We start from the raw sequence: 14,297 nt of genomic DNA, 5'->3' as shown, positions 1-14,297 counted from the left end.
TGTGTACAACAGAGATCCAATGTGGGAGCGGGCTTGCTCGCGAAAGCGCCCGCCCAGACAACAATTCCTCTGAGACAAACCCTCAATCCGGAATCGGCAAACTCAAACTCTCCTTCACCTCTTCCATCACGATATAGCTCTTGGATTCCCGCACATGCGGCAGCTTGAGCAGAATGTCGCCCAGCAGCTTGCGGTACGAGGCCATCTCGGAAATCCGCGCCTTCACCAGATAGTCAAAATCCCCTGACACCAAATGGCATTCCAGCACATGGGGCAGTTTTAGCACCGCGCGTCGGAACTCTTCGAAAGTATCGCCGGACTTGTAGTCCAGGCTGATCTCGACGAACACCAGCAGACTGCCCTTGAGGTGCTGCGGATTCAGCCGGGCGTTGTAGCCCATGATGATCCCTTCGCGTTCCAGTCGCCGAACCCGCTCGGTGCAAGGCGTGGTCGAGAGCCCGACCTTTTCCCCAAGCTCCGTGAAGGAGATGCGCCCGTCCGCCTGCAGGATCCGCAGGATGTTGCGGTCGATCTTGTCCAGCTCACGTTTGGTCTGAGTGTTGGTACGCATAGGGGATGCGCCTCCGTGAAAAGCGTTTTTGCCGAGAATTCTCGCCAAATATAGGTGCTTATATAGTGAAAAGCACTGGCTAATCTTTTTTAAACTGCCCACATCTACGGTCTGAACTACAAAACGTCAGCGGCACGCCGCGATGAGGGATATGAAAATGCGCGTTATGGTCTTGGGTAGCGGCGTCATCGGCACCACCAGTGCTTATTATCTGGCGCGTGCCGGGTTCGAAGTGGTGGTGGTGGACCGTCAGCCGGCTGCGGCCATGGAGACCAGTTTCGCCAACGCTGGGCAGGTATCGCCGGGTTATGCCTCGCCGTGGGCCGCGCCGGGCGTGCCGCTCAAGGCCATCAAGTGGCTGTTGCAGCGCCACGCGCCGCTGGCGATCAAGGCCACCGCCGACATCGACCAATACCTGTGGATGGCGCAGATGCTGCGCAACTGCACCGCCAGCCGTTACGCGGTGAACAAGGAGCGCATGGTCCGTCTGTCCGAATACAGCCGTGACTGCCTCGATGAATTGCGCGCCGAAACCGGCATTGCCTATGAAGGTCGCAGCCTCGGTACGACCCAACTGTTCCGCACCCAGGCTCAACTCGATGGCGCCGCGAAAGATATCGCCGTGCTGAAAGAGTCCGGCGTGCCGTTCGAACTGCTCGACCGCGAAGGCATTGCCCGCGTTGAGCCGGCCCTGGCCAGCGTCACCGACATCCTCGCCGGTGCCCTGCGCCTGCCGAACGACCAGACCGGCGACTGCCAGATGTTCACCACCCGCCTGGCCGAAATGGCGGTGAAACTGGGTGTGGAATTCCGCTTCGGCCAAGACATTCAGAAGCTCGACTACGCTGGTGATCGCATCAACGGTGTGTGGATCGACGGCAAGCTGGAAACCGCTGACCGCTACGTTCTGGCGCTCGGCAGCTACTCGCCGCAGTTGCTCAAGCCGCTGGGTATCCGCGCCCCGGTGTATCCGCTCAAGGGTTACTCCCTGACCGTGCCGATCACCAACCCGGCGATGGCCCCGACCTCGACCATTCTCGACGAGACCTACAAGGTCGCGATCACCCGTTTCGACAACCGCATCCGCGTTGGCGGCATGGCTGAAATAGCCGGTTTTGACCTGTCGCTGAACCCGCGTCGGCGCGAAACCCTGGAGATGATCGTCAACGACCTTTATCCTCAGGGCGGCGATCTGGCCCAGGCCAGTTTCTGGACCGGTCTGCGTCCGACCACGCCGGACGGCACGCCAATCGTTGGCGCCACGCCGTTCAAGAATCTGTTCCTGAACACCGGTCACGGCACGCTCGGCTGGACCATGGCCTGTGGCTCCGGTCGTTTGCTGGCTGACTTGATGGCGAAGAAAACGCCGCAGATCAGCGCCGAAGGCCTCGATATTTCTCGCTATGGCAACAAAATTCAGGAGTCTGCAAAACATGGTAATCCAGCGCCAGCTCACCAATGAGCGCATGAGCCAGATTGTCAGCCACAACGGCACTGTGTATCTGGCCGGACAGGTTGGCGACGACATGAGCGCCGGGATTGAACAGCAGACCCGTGAAACCCTCGCCAACATCGAGCGTTTGCTCGATCTGGCCGGGACCGACAAGCACCATTTGCTGTCGGTGACGATTTACCTGAAAGACATCGACGCGCACTTCGAAGGCATGAACGCGGTGTGGGATACGTGGCTGCCAAAAGGCGTCGCCCCGGCCCGTGCGACGGTTGAATCGAAGCTGTGCGAACCGGATATCCTGGTCGAGCTGTCGGTTGTCGCCGCTCTGCCATAAGCTTTTCAGAAAGATCCCTCTCCCGGTGCTGTTGGCGGTTAACGCCGTCAGCCAGTGCCGGTTTTTATTCCCGAGACCGCCTAGAAGCCTGCCGCCATGCGTCCAGCCCGTGCCCTGATCGACCTTCAAGCCCTGCGCCACAACTACCAGATCGCCCGTGAACTCACCGGGGTCAAAGCCCTCGCGGTGATCAAGGCCGATGCCTACGGCCATGGCGCGGTGCGTTGCGCCCAGGCGCTGGAAGCCGAGGCGGACGGGTTTGCCGTGGCGTGCATTGAAGAAGCGCTGGAACTGCGCGCCGCGGGCATTCGGGCGCCGGTGTTGCTGCTGGAAGGCTTTTTCGAAGCCGATGAGTTGGCGCTGATCGTCGAGCATGATTTCTGGTGCGTAGTGCATTCGCTGTGGCAGCTCGAAGCCATCGAGACAGCCGCACTGAGCAAGCCGATCACGGTCTGGCTCAAACTTGATTCCGGCATGCACCGGGTCGGCCTGCATCCAAAGGATTACCAGGTGGCCTATCAACGGCTGCTGGCCAGCGGCAAGGTCGCGAAGATCGTGCTGATGAGCCACTTCGCCCGCGCCGATGAGCTGCACAGTCAAGCCAGCGCCGAGCAAGTGGCGGTGTTTGAAGCGGCACGCCAGGGTTTGTCCGCCGAGATCAGCTTGCGCAACTCACCGGCGGTGCTCGGTTGGCCGCAGATTCCAAGCGACTGGGTGCGCCCGGGCATCATGCTCTTTGGTGCCACGCCGTTCGAAGAGGCCAACGCCGTAGCGTCCCGCCTGCAACCGGTGATGACCCTGGAATCGAAAGTGATTTGCGTGCGTGAACTGCCGGCCGGCGAGCCGATCGGTTACGGCGCCAGATTCATCACCCAAAAACCGATGCGTGTGGGGGTGGTGGCCATGGGTTACGCCGATGGCTACCCGCGTCACGCGCCGACCGGTACGCCGGTGCTGGTGGCCGGTCAGCGCAGCCAGTTGATTGGCCGGGTGTCGATGGACATGCTCTGTGTTGATTTGACCGATGTGCCGCAAGCCGGCCTCGGTTCCACCGTCGAGTTGTGGGGTAAAAACATCCTCGCCAGCGACGTTGCGGCGGCTGCGGACACGATTCCTTATCAGATCTTCTGCAACCTGCGCCGGGTGCCGCTGCTCTATTCCGGGGCTTAGGTCAAAACGCTGCGCGCCGAAAGTCGCCTCGCCGAACGGGATTCAGGTCAAAGTGTTGTAAATACTGAACGCTGTCGCCATGATAACGCTCAATATTCCTACAACCTGAATCCTGGAGGCGCAAGCTTGGACGTCGGTGAACGACTGCAATCCATCCGTAAGCTCAAAGGTCTTTCGCAGCGTGAACTCGCCAAACGCGCGGGCGTCACCAACAGCACCATTTCGATGATCGAGAAGAACAGCGTCAGTCCCTCGATCAGTTCGCTGCGCAAGGTACTGGGCGGGATACCCATGTCCATGGTCGAGTTCTTTTCCGAAGAGATCCTGCAGGAAAAACCGACTCAGATCGTCTACAAGGCTAACGAGCTGATCGATATTTCCGATGGTGCCGTGACCATGAAGCTGGTCGGCCGGGCGCACCCGAGCCGCGCCATCGCTTTCCTCAATGAAATCTACCCGCCTGGCGCCGACACCGGTGACGAGATGCTCACCCATGAGGGCGAGGAAACCGGGATTCTGCTGGAAGGTCGGCTGGAACTGGTGGTCGGGCTGGAAACTTTTGTACTCGAAGCCGGCGATAGCTACTACTTTGAAAGTACCAAGCCGCACCGTTTCCGTAATCCGTTCGATGCGCCGGCGCGACTAATCAGCGCAGCCACGCCCGCGAATTTCTAAGGGAAGAGGCGTCCTGCCAGCACGGCAGCGACACCCGAAGGGTTTTCCCGCCGCGCAACAAGACCCCTTCGACTTTGGGGTTGTTTCAGTGCGGCGGGCTTACCGCTATACTTGCGCCCGCCTGCGAACCGTGGCCGTAGGCGTGACTAGCCACCATTGAGGGTGAACGCGTGAACCTAATTATGAAAATGCTGGCCGTACCAGCAACCGTATTGGCCCTATGGGCTGTCAGCGCTCAAGCTGCGACCAACGACGACATTGCGAAACGCCTTGAGCCGGTCGGCCAGGTCTGTGTGACGGGTAAAGAGTGCAAAGGTATGGAAGTCGCTGCTTCGGCGGGCGGCGGTGATGCCAAGACGCCTGACTCAGTGATTGCAAAACATTGCAACGCTTGCCACGGCACTGGCCTGTTGGGCGCGCCGAAAATCGGTGATGCCGCCGCTTGGGGCGAGCGCGCCAAGAAAGAAGGCGGCCTTGACGGTCTGCTCGCGAAGGCGATCTCCGGCGTCAATGCGATGCCTCCAAAAGGCACCTGCGCTGATTGTGCTGACGCCGATCTCAAAGGCGCTATCCAGAAGATGTCCGGCTTGAAATAAGCCATCATCTCCAGCAAAAATGCCGCTTACGAGCGGCTTTTTTGTGCCTGTGATTCGATAAACACCACTGCCCACCCTGTAGGAGCGAGCTCGCTCGCGATGGTCGTCAACGATGACGCGGCGAGCCTGACACCCCACGGAGCCTTCAGATTCTTCGCGAGCAAGCTCGCTCCTACAGGGGACAGCGGCGGCGGGCTGGCATTAACGGGCTGTTCATTGCAGCAAAGACGCGGCAAGCTCGGTCCAACCCCAGTTCACGGAATGTAAGGGAGGATCAGATGGTGCAGCTGTGTTCTATCGAGCAAGCGGTCGATGATGTGTTGGCACGTTTGCCGGCGCATATCCACATGGGCCTGCCCCTCGGTCTGGGCAAACCCAACCATTTCGTCAACGCGCTGTATCAACGCGTTGCGCAACTGCCCGAGCGGCAGCTGACGATCTATACCGCGCTGTGTCTCGGCCGACCTTCATTGGGCGACGGTTTGCAAAAACGCTTCCTTGAGCCCTTCATCGAACGGGTCTTCGGTGACTATCCGGAACTGGATTTCCTCGCAGGCCTGCACAAGGACAACCTGCCGTCCAACATCCACATTCAGCAATTCTTCATGCAGCCCGGCAGCTTGCTCCATAGCGTATCCGCGCAGCAGGATTACGTGAGCAGCAACTACAGCCACGCAGCGCGGGACATCAACGCAGCCGGTTTGAACCTGGTCGCGCAACTGGTCGCCAGCCACAGCGAGCATCCCGATCGACTGAGCCTGAGCTGCAACCCGGACATCACCCTCGACCTGTTCCCGATGATCGCCAAACGCCGGGCGGCGGGAGAGACAATCCTGCTCGTGGGCCAGGTGCACAACGACTTGCCGTACATGCCGGGCGACGCCGAAATCGGCATCGACACCTTCGACCTGCTCATCGACGAGAAAGACAACACCACGCTGTTCTCCACGCCGAACATGCCGGTGGGCTTCCAGGATCACTTCATCGGCCTGCACGCCAGCACGCTGGTGCGCGACGGCGGGACTTTGCAGATTGGCATCGGCGCCATGGGCGATGCGCTGACCGCCGCGTTGCTGGCGCGGCAGGCGGACAATACGGGTTACAAGGCCTTGCTCGCAGACGTGAATCTCAGCCAGTGGGCGCAACTGATCGAACGCGAGGGGGGCATCGAACCGTTCGCCCAAGGCCTTTATGGTTGCAGTGAAATGTTCGTCAACGGTCTGCTGGTACTGGCTGACGCCGGCATCGTGCGGCGCAAGGTCTACCCGGACGTGCTAACCCAGCAACAGGCGAATGCCGGCACGCTGGACGAGGCCGCGCAAACCGACGGCATCAGCGTGCACGGCGGTTTCTTCCTCGGGCCGCGCAGTTTCTACGAGCGCCTTCGTGAGTTGCCGCAAAGCAAGCGGCTCGAGTTCAACATGACCCGCATCAGTTACATCAACGAGCTTTACGGTCAGGAAGAACTCAAGCGTTTGCAGCGTCTCGATGCGCGCTTTATCAACACGGTGTTCACCATGACGTTGCTCGGTGCCGGCGTGGCCGATCAGCTCGAAGACGGGCGGGTGCTCAGCGGCGTCGGCGGGCAATACAACTTCGTCGCCCAAGGCCATGCGCTGGAAGGCGCACGTTCGATTCTGCTGCTACGAAGCTGGCGCGAGTCGGGCGGGGAAGTCAGTTCCAACATCGTCTGGGAATACGGCCATTGCACGATCCCGCGGCATTTGCGGGACATCGTGGTCACCGAGTACGGCATCGCCGATTTGCGCGGCAAGACTGATGCGGCAGTGATCGAGGCGTTGCTGAATATCAGCGATTCACGCTTCCAGTCGGGGTTGATCGAGCAGGCGCAGAACATTGGTAAATTGCCGAAGAATTTCCGTCTTGATCCGCGTTTTGCCGACAACAGCCCGGAACGTTTGCAGGCGATTCAGGCGCGACATCCGCAGTTGTTTCCGGAGTATCCACTGGGGTGTGATTTCACCGCTGAGGAGCGGGATTTGTTGCGGGCGCTGAACTGGCTGAAGAGCAAGTTCAAGCTGACGGAGATTCTGGAGTTGGGCAAGGCTGCGCTGGATGCGCCTGAGCCGGCAACGTTTCCTGAACATCTGGAGCGGATGCAGCTGACCAACCCGGAAGGATTGAAAGAGGATTTGTTTCAGCGACTGTTGCTCTCCGGCCTCAAGGCCACCGAGCAATAACAGCCAACGGAGATCAAATGTGGGAGCGGGCTTGCTCGCGAAGAGGCCGTGTCAGTCACCGATGATGTCGACTGACACGGCCCCTTCGCGAGCAAGCCCGCTCCCACAGGGGTTTTGCGGTGTGGCTTTATTCGATGAAGGTCACGACGCCACCGGCCAGCGACTGCACCCGCGCCAGCGACTCGACCCGATAACCCTGCGCATCCAGTTCCGCACGTCCACCCTGGAACGACTTCTCGATCACGATCCCCAGACCCGCCACGGTCGCGCCGGCCTGTTTGATGATCGAGATCAGCGCCTGCGACGCCTTACCATTGGCCAGAAAGTCATCAATGATCAGCACGCGGTCGCTGCTGGTCAGGTGGCGCGGGGAGATGGCCACGGTGCTTTCGGTCTGCTTGGTGAACGAGTAAACGGTCGCCGACAGCAGGTTCTCAGTCAGGGTCAGGGACTGATGCTTGCGCGCAAAAATCACCGGCACGCCCAGGTTCAGACCGGTCATGATCGCCGGGGCGATGCCCGAGGCTTCGATGGTGACGATCTTGGTGATGCCCGAGTCCTTGAACAGCGCGGCGAACTCGTCGCCGATCAGCTTCATCAGCGCCGGGTCGATCTGGTGGTTCAAAAAGGCGTCGACCTTCAGGACCTGATCGGAAAGCACGATGCCTTGTTCGCGAATTTTCTGGTGCAGTGCTTCCATGAAGCGTTCCTCTACTGGCGCCATGTGCGCCTAGCTTGTCAAAAAGTGTTCGGTTAAAAAGTGCTCAATTCTAGCGCTTTAACATCGCGCGTATATCCGCCAATGCGGTATTGCCGCGAACGGCTTTGACTTCCACCGGCGTGTCGTCGGTGCCTTCCCAAGCCAGATCGTCCGGCGGCAGTTCATCGAGGAAGCGGCTGGGCGCGCAGTCGATGATCTCGCCGTATTGCTTACGCTTGGCCGCGAAGGTGAACGCCAGCGTTTGACGCGCGCGGGTAATCCCGACGTAGGCCAGGCGGCGTTCTTCTTCGATGGTGTCGGCTTCGATGCTGGAACGGTGCGGGAGGATTTCCTCTTCCATGCCCATGATGAACACGTAAGGAAACTCCAGACCCTTGGAGGCGTGCAAGGTCATCATCTGCACGCCTTCGGCGCCGTCTTCCTCTTCCTGCTGACGTTCCAGCATGTCGCGCAGGACGAGTTTGCCGATGGCGTCCTCGACGGTCATCTCGCCTTCTTCGTCTTTCTCCAGGGTGTTCTTCAACGCTTCGATCAGGAACCAGACGTTACCCATGCGGTAGTCGGCGGCCTTGTCGCTGGAGCTGTTGGTGCGCAGCCAGTTCTCGTAGTCGATGTCCATGACCATGCTGCGCAGCGCCGAGATCGGGTCTTCGCCGGCACACTGCTCGCGGACCTTGTCCATGAAACGCTTGAAGCGCGACAGGCGATCGGTGAAGCGCGTGTCGAGATGCTCGCCCAGACCGATTTCGTCGGTAGCGGCGTACATCGAGATCTTGCGTTCGGTGGCGTAGTTGCCGAGCTTTTCCAGCGTAGTCGAACCAATCTCCCGGCGTGGGACGTTGATCACACGCAAGAAGGCGTTGTCGTCATCCGGGTTCACGATCAGGCGGAAGTAGGCCATCAGGTCTTTCACTTCCTGACGTCCGAAGAAGCTGTTGCCGCCGGACAGGCGATACGGAATCTGGTGGTGCTGCAGCTTCAGCTCGATCAGTTTGGCCTGATAGTTACCGCGATACAGAATCGCGAAATCGCTGTAGGGCCGGTCGGTGCGCAAGTGCAGGGTCAGCAGTTCTACCGCCACGCGCTCGGCTTCGGCGTCTTCGTTGCGGCAGCGGATCACGCGGATCTCGTCGCCGTGGCCCATCTCGCTCCACAGTTGCTTTTCGAACTCATGCGGGTTGTTCGAGATCAGCACGTTGGCGCAGCGCAGGATGCGGCTGGTGGAGCGATAGTTCTGCTCCAGCATGACGACTTTCAGGGACGGGTAATCGTCCTTGAGCAGCATCAGGTTTTCCGGGCGGGCGCCGCGCCAGGCGTAGATCGACTGGTCGTCGTCGCCGACCACGGTGAACTGGTTGCGCGTGCCGATCAGCAACTTCACCAGCAAATACTGGCTGGCGTTGGTGTCCTGGTATTCGTCCACCAGCAGGTAGCGGACTTTGTTCTGCCACTTTTCGAGGATGTCGGCGTGTTCCTGGAACAGTTTCACCGGCAGCAGGATCAGGTCGTCGAAATCCACCGCGTTGAACGCCTTGAGCGTGCGCTGATAGTGGGTGTAAACGATGGCGGCGGTCTGTTCCTTGGGATTGCGCGCGTTTTCCAAGGCTTCGGGCGGCAGGATCAGGTCGTTTTTCCACGAACCGATCATGTTCTTGATCTCGTCGACGCCGTCGTCGCCCGAGTATTCCTTCTGCATGATGTCGGTCATCAGGGCTTTGACATCGGTCTCGTCGAAGATCGAGAAGCCCGGTTTATAGCCCAGCCGCACGTGTTCCTTGCGGATGATGTTCAGGCCCAGGTTGTGGAAGGTGCACACCGTCAGGCCACGGCCTTCGCCGCCCTTGAGCAGGGTGCCGACCCGTTCCTTCATCTCGCGCGCGGCCTTGTTGGTAAAGGTCATGGCGACGATGTACTGGGCGCGAATGCCGCAGTTCTGGATCAGATGCGCGATCTTGCGCGTGATCACACTGGTCTTGCCGGAGCCTGCGCCGGCGAGCACCAAAAGAGGGCCGCCGACGTAGCTCACGGCTTCTTGCTGCCGGGGATTGAGTCGGGACATACGTAAATTCAGGAGTCAGTCACGAAATGGGCCGGCATTTTAACAGGCTCAGCGAATTGTGCTGCTCTCTCCGACTTGTGACGCAACACGCTATCTATATTTGCCGGTTTTGTTACTTTCACGCAGGATGCGCGATGAATTTGCGACTAATGTTCGTAATTCCGGATACAAAGATCTCTTTTGATAACTGATGTCATTTGGTCATTGGTTATCGGCACGGCATAATGCCCGCCGCCTACATCATTGCAGAGTCTAGGGAGCTAGCTTGTCTACGCCTGTCGAACCCTTGCGTTTGCTGCTACTGGCCGAAGAGCCGGCGTGGGCAGCGTTGTTGCGCGAGTGTCTGGCTCCGATGGGGAGCTCGGTCGTGCTCATCAGCGCTCCGAGCTGGGAATCGGTCAGCGCTCTGTTCGATGACAACCGCAGCGCGGTGTTATTGACGATCCCGGCCCTTCAGCCGGGGGCGGGCCGTTGCAATTTGCCGACGGTGTTGCTGCTCGAGCACGAACCGCTGTTGCCGCCCGATGGCGTGAGCGACTGGTTGGTGCGCGATCATCTCGATTCCGGCATGTTGCGCCGCTGCCTGCGTCATGTGCGTGAGCGCGGCGTGTTGGAAAACACCCTGCAGCGCCTGGCCGAACAAGACCCGCTGACCGGCATCGCCAACCGCCAGGGTTTCCAGACCTTGCTGGCCGCACGACTGGCGGAAAACGAGGGCCGTGGCCTGGCCCTCGGTCACCTGGACCTCGACAACTTCCGCCATGCCAACGACGCCCTCGGCCACCAGGCCGGCGACCGGTTGATTCTGCAAGTGGTCGCACGGCTGAAAAGCCAGCTCGAGGCGGGCGATCAATTGGCGCGGCTGGGCAGCGATGAGTTCGCCCTGTTGATCGACACCCGCCGCGCGCCGCAACGCGCCGAATGGATGGCGGAACGCATCACCGAAGCGCTGGCCGAGCCTTATTGGGTCGACGGTGAAAGCCTGTTGATCGGTTCCAGCCTGGGCATCGCCCATGCCCGCGCCCAGGCGGGCGCCGACCCGTTGATGTGGCACGCGCACATCGCCATGCAGCAAGCCAAGAGCACTCAAGGCTGCACTTTTCACATCTTCAACGAACGCATCAACCGCAATGCCCGCAGCATCGCCGACCTCGAAAGCGAGCTGCGCCGGGCGTTGCGCCGCGATGAGCTGGAACTGCATTACCAGCCACGCCTGAACCTCGAAGACGGCCAGATCGTCGGCCTCGAAGCCCTGGTGCGCTGGCGTCATGCCGAACGTGGCTTGCTGCCGCCGAGCGAGTTCGTGCCACTGGCCGAGCAAAGCGGTTTGATCGTGCCGCTCGGCTACTGGGTCATTTCCCGCGCGTTGCGCGACATGCAGGCGCTGCGCGAACTGGGTTTGCCGGCATTGCACATGGCAATCAACCTGTCGTTCCGGCAGTTTCAGGACAGCCAGTTGTTGTCGACCCTGAGCCGGCTGATTGCCGAGCGCGGCGTCGAGGCGCAATGGCTGGAATTCGAACTGACCGAAACGGCGGTCATGCGTCGCAGCGATCTGGTGAAGCAGACCATGGATGCCCTCGGGCGCTTGGGCGTGCGCTTCTCCCTCGATGACTTCGGCACCGGCTTCTCCTCCTTCGTGCACCTCAACAGCCTGCCGATTGCCTTGTTGAAGGTCGACAAGAGTTTCGTCGGCGGGATGGAGGGGCGCGAAGAGAATCGCAAACTGGTCCACGCGATGATCAATCTGGCGCACAACCTCAATCTCGAGGTAGTCGCCGAAGGTGTCGAAACGATTGAGCAGATGGACCTGTTGCGCGGCTTTGGCTGCGATCAGGTGCAAGGGTATCTGATCAGCAAGCCGTTACCGTTGACGGAGCTGGTTGAATATTTGAGGTTCGACAGTAGTCAGCAGCCTGCACTGGAAGTCGTGGTTTAAACACGGACAAAATGTGGGAGCAAGCCCGCTCCCACAGGGATCTCAATCCGGCTGGGCGACTTCGAAACGCGGCGATGACGGCTCCCGCCGAATCATCCGCTTCATCTTCCACTCAAACGCCAGCGTCAGGCTCACCGCCGCGCACGCCAATCCCAGTGCCAACCCCCACCAGACGCCCGTCGGTCCCCAGTTCAAATGGAAGGCCATCCACCATGCGGCAGGCACGCCAATCAGCCAATAGCAACCCAGTCCGACCAGGAACGTGGTCTTGGCGTCCTTGAGCCCGCGAATGCAACCCATGGCGATGGTTTGCGTACCGTCGAACAGCTCGAACCACGCCGCTACCGCCAGCAGGCTTACAGCCAGTTCGATGACGGGGCGGAAGGCCGGGTCGTTGTGGTCCAGGAACAGGCCGATCAACTGATTCGGTAGCAGCCAGAAGACCATCGCGAAGCCGAGCATTGCCGCCGCGCCAAACGCGATCCCGACCCGTCCGGCCAGTCGCGCGTCCAGCAGCTGCCCGGCGCCGTAATGCTGGCCGATGCGCATGGTGATCGCATAGGAAAGCCCCGCCGGAATCATGAATGCCACCGAAACAATCTGCAGCGCGATCTGGTGCGCGCCCAGTTGCGTACTGCCCATGGTGCCCATGCACAGCGCGGCGAAGGCAAACAGCCCGACTTCCACTGCGTAGGTGCCGCCAATCGGCAGGCCCAGGCGCCACAGCTCTCTCAGATACTGCCGGTCAGACCGCGACAAACCCTGGCGCAACGGATACGCGTCGTACGCCGGATGCCGCCGAATGTGCAGCGCCAACGCCAGCGCCATAAGGTTGGCGACAATCGCCGTGACCAGACCGATGCCCACCAGACCCATTTTCGGCAGGCCGAACATCCCGGTGATCAACGCATAGTTGAGGACGAAGTTGGCCACCGCGCCGCCAAGGCTGATAACCATCACCGGCGTCGCCCGGCCAATGGCGCTGGTGAAACCGCGCAGGGCCATGAAGCTCAGGAAACCGGGCAGTGCGAACGGCAGGATCAGCAGGAACTGTCCGGCCGACTGGACGTTGGTTTCGGTCTGGCCGAACAGCAGCAAAACCGGTTTGAGATTCCATAGCAGCAACCCGGCCACCAGGGCCATCAACCACGCCAGCCACAATCCGGCCTGGGTCAGCCGCGCCGCGCCGACGATATCACCCGCACCCTGACGGATCGCCACCAGGGTGCCAACCGCCGCGATGACGCCGATGCAAAAGATCGACACAAACGAATACGTTGCCGCGCCGAGCCCGCCGCCGGCCAGTGCCTCCGGACTCAGGCGCGCCATCATCAAGGTGTCGGTGAGGACCATCAGCATGTGCGCCAACTGCGAGGCAATCAACGGCCCCGCCAGCCGCAGGATGGCCCAGAGTTCAATATGCGCTGGATGCTGCATGGTCATCACGCTCGATGGTCCAAGAGAACAGGAAAGCGTCGATTCTCGGCGCTCTGCGGGGTTTGCACAAAGGGATAAAAAGGATGGGTGGCATGAATAAAACTCATCCTGGAGAATTTCTGATAAGTTGACTCGATTGCGCTATAGGAGCTTTCCGAATGTCCCGTCGTCTTCCTCCCCTTTATGCCCTTCGCGCATTCGAAGCGGCGGCGCGGCATAGCTCGTTTACCCGCGCCGCTGAAGAATTGTCGATTACGCAGAGTGCCGTCAGTCGACACATTCGTACGCTCGAAGAGCACTTTGCCTGTCGGCTGTTTCACCGCAGCGGGCGCAATCTGCAACTGACTGAGTCGGCGCGGCTGATCCTGCCGGGCATTCGCGAAGGCTTCACGGCACTCGAACGCGCCTGCAATACCTTGCGCGCCGAGGATGACATTCTGCGCATGAAAGCCCCGTCCACCCTGACCATGCGTTGGTTGCTGGCGCGGCTCAGCCGGTTTCGCCATCTGCAACCGGGCAACGAGGTGCAACTGACCAGCGCCTGGATGGACGTCGACTCGGTGGACTTCAACCATGAGCCGTTCGATTGCGCCGTGATCCTCAGCAACGGGCATTTTCCGCCGGACTGGGAAGCCAGTTTCCTGTTCCCCGAGGAGCTGATTCCAGTGGGCGCGCCGAATCTTCTGAAGGATCAACCGTGGGACGTTGCGCGCCTGGCCAATGCCGAACTGCTGCACCCTACGCCGGACCGGCGAGACTGGCGCAACTGGTTGGAACGCATGGGGCTGACCGATCAGGTGTCGCTGAAGGGCGGGCAGGTGTTCGACACGCTTGAACTGGGGATGATTGCTGCCGCCCGGGGTTATGGCGTGTCGATGGGCGATCTGCTGATGGTGGCCGAGGATGTGGCTCAGGGACGTCTGAGTTTGCCGTGGCCGACCGCCGTCGCCAGTGGTGAGAATTATTACCTCGTCTGGCCGAAAACACGCCCCGGAGGTGAACGTTTGCGCCGTCTCAGCGATTTCCTGCAAGGGGAAGCCCTGGCGATGAAGTTGCCGGATGTCGAGCACTTGCGCTGAATCGATAGAGCCCCCGCAAAAGAGGCGTTGTGCCATATCCGGGCAGGCTACTCAAGTATTCA

12 protein-coding genes are annotated in these 14,297 nt (G+C 60.4%); 8 read left to right on the top strand and 4 right to left on the bottom strand.

Annotated features, from left to right (window positions below; all coding sequences use genetic code 11):
- Positions 1 to 82: 82 nt before the first annotated feature.
- Complete coding sequence (locus ACA073_RS25730; RefSeq protein ID WP_003177284.1) at positions 83 to 571, bottom strand: Lrp/AsnC ligand binding domain-containing protein; 489 nt, start codon at positions 569 to 571, stop codon at positions 83 to 85.
- A 157-nt stretch (positions 572 to 728) separates the two neighbouring features.
- Between ACA073_RS25730 and dadA the strand changes: the two genes are divergently transcribed.
- The 6 genes from dadA to ACA073_RS25700 all read left to right on the top strand — a co-directional run bounded on the left by dadA (position 729) and on the right by ACA073_RS25700 (position 7,000).
- On the top strand, positions 729 to 2,033 hold the full coding sequence (dadA, locus tag ACA073_RS25725; protein WP_497400473.1) for a D-amino acid dehydrogenase: 1,305 nt from the start codon (positions 729 to 731) through the stop codon (positions 2,031 to 2,033).
- Positions 2,005 to 2,358: a RidA family protein gene (locus tag ACA073_RS25720; protein WP_497400471.1), complete on the top strand. Its 354-nt coding sequence runs from the start codon at positions 2,005 to 2,007 to the stop codon at positions 2,356 to 2,358. The genes dadA and ACA073_RS25720 overlap by 29 nt, the downstream gene beginning before the upstream one ends.
- Positions 2,359 to 2,454: 96 nt before the next feature.
- Positions 2,455 to 3,528 (top strand): alanine racemase, encoded by a 1,074-nt coding sequence (gene alr, locus ACA073_RS25715; protein WP_497400469.1) that lies wholly within the window; start codon positions 2,455 to 2,457, stop codon positions 3,526 to 3,528.
- A 126-nt stretch (positions 3,529 to 3,654) separates the two neighbouring features.
- The gene (locus ACA073_RS25710) at positions 3,655 to 4,203 is read left to right on the top strand and encodes a cupin domain-containing protein (RefSeq protein WP_008150195.1); all 549 of its coding nucleotides are present in this window, start codon (positions 3,655 to 3,657) and stop codon (positions 4,201 to 4,203) included.
- Positions 4,204 to 4,373: 170 nt separating this feature from the next.
- Entirely contained in the window at positions 4,374 to 4,799 is a 426-nt protein-coding gene (locus tag ACA073_RS25705; protein ID WP_497400467.1) for a c-type cytochrome, read from the top strand.
- A 278-nt stretch (positions 4,800 to 5,077) separates the two neighbouring features.
- Entirely contained in the window at positions 5,078 to 7,000 is a 1,923-nt protein-coding gene (locus ACA073_RS25700; RefSeq protein ID WP_497400465.1) for an acetyl-CoA hydrolase/transferase C-terminal domain-containing protein, read from the top strand.
- A gap of 127 nt (positions 7,001 to 7,127) precedes the next feature.
- Here the strand turns inward: ACA073_RS25700 and ACA073_RS25695 are convergent, their stop codons facing one another.
- Together ACA073_RS25695 and rep are read right to left on the bottom strand one after the other, a co-directional pair.
- Positions 7,128 to 7,700: a xanthine phosphoribosyltransferase gene (locus ACA073_RS25695; protein ID WP_010465159.1), complete on the bottom strand. Its 573-nt coding sequence runs from the start codon at positions 7,698 to 7,700 to the stop codon at positions 7,128 to 7,130.
- A 70-nt stretch (positions 7,701 to 7,770) separates the two neighbouring features.
- Positions 7,771 to 9,780, bottom strand: coding sequence for a DNA helicase Rep (gene rep / locus ACA073_RS25690; RefSeq protein WP_201184711.1), 2,010 nt, complete (start codon positions 9,778 to 9,780; stop codon positions 7,771 to 7,773).
- 265 nt (positions 9,781 to 10,045) lie between these two features.
- Between rep and ACA073_RS25685 the strand changes: the two genes are divergently transcribed.
- Positions 10,046 to 11,719, top strand: a complete 1,674-nt coding sequence (locus ACA073_RS25685; RefSeq protein WP_497400463.1) for a putative bifunctional diguanylate cyclase/phosphodiesterase — start codon at positions 10,046 to 10,048, stop codon at positions 11,717 to 11,719.
- A 42-nt stretch (positions 11,720 to 11,761) separates the two neighbouring features.
- On the opposite strand, the gene ACA073_RS25680 is transcribed toward ACA073_RS25685, so the two are convergent.
- Positions 11,762 to 13,156 carry a NorM family multidrug efflux MATE transporter gene (locus ACA073_RS25680; protein WP_497404228.1) on the bottom strand — a complete coding sequence of 465 codons (1,395 nt, stop codon included), beginning with the start codon at positions 13,154 to 13,156 and terminating at the stop codon, positions 11,762 to 11,764.
- A gap of 158 nt (positions 13,157 to 13,314) precedes the next feature.
- Between ACA073_RS25680 and ACA073_RS25675 the strand changes: the two genes are divergently transcribed.
- Positions 13,315 to 14,235: a LysR substrate-binding domain-containing protein gene (locus ACA073_RS25675; protein WP_497400461.1), complete on the top strand. Its 921-nt coding sequence runs from the start codon at positions 13,315 to 13,317 to the stop codon at positions 14,233 to 14,235.
- The last annotated feature ends 62 nt before the right edge of the window (positions 14,236 to 14,297 follow it).

The sequence above is a fragment of the Pseudomonas sp. LBUM1670 genome, from assembly GCF_059695695.1.
Note: the sequence above shows the minus strand (reverse complement) of the source record. Positions and strands in the feature narration are given on the sequence as shown.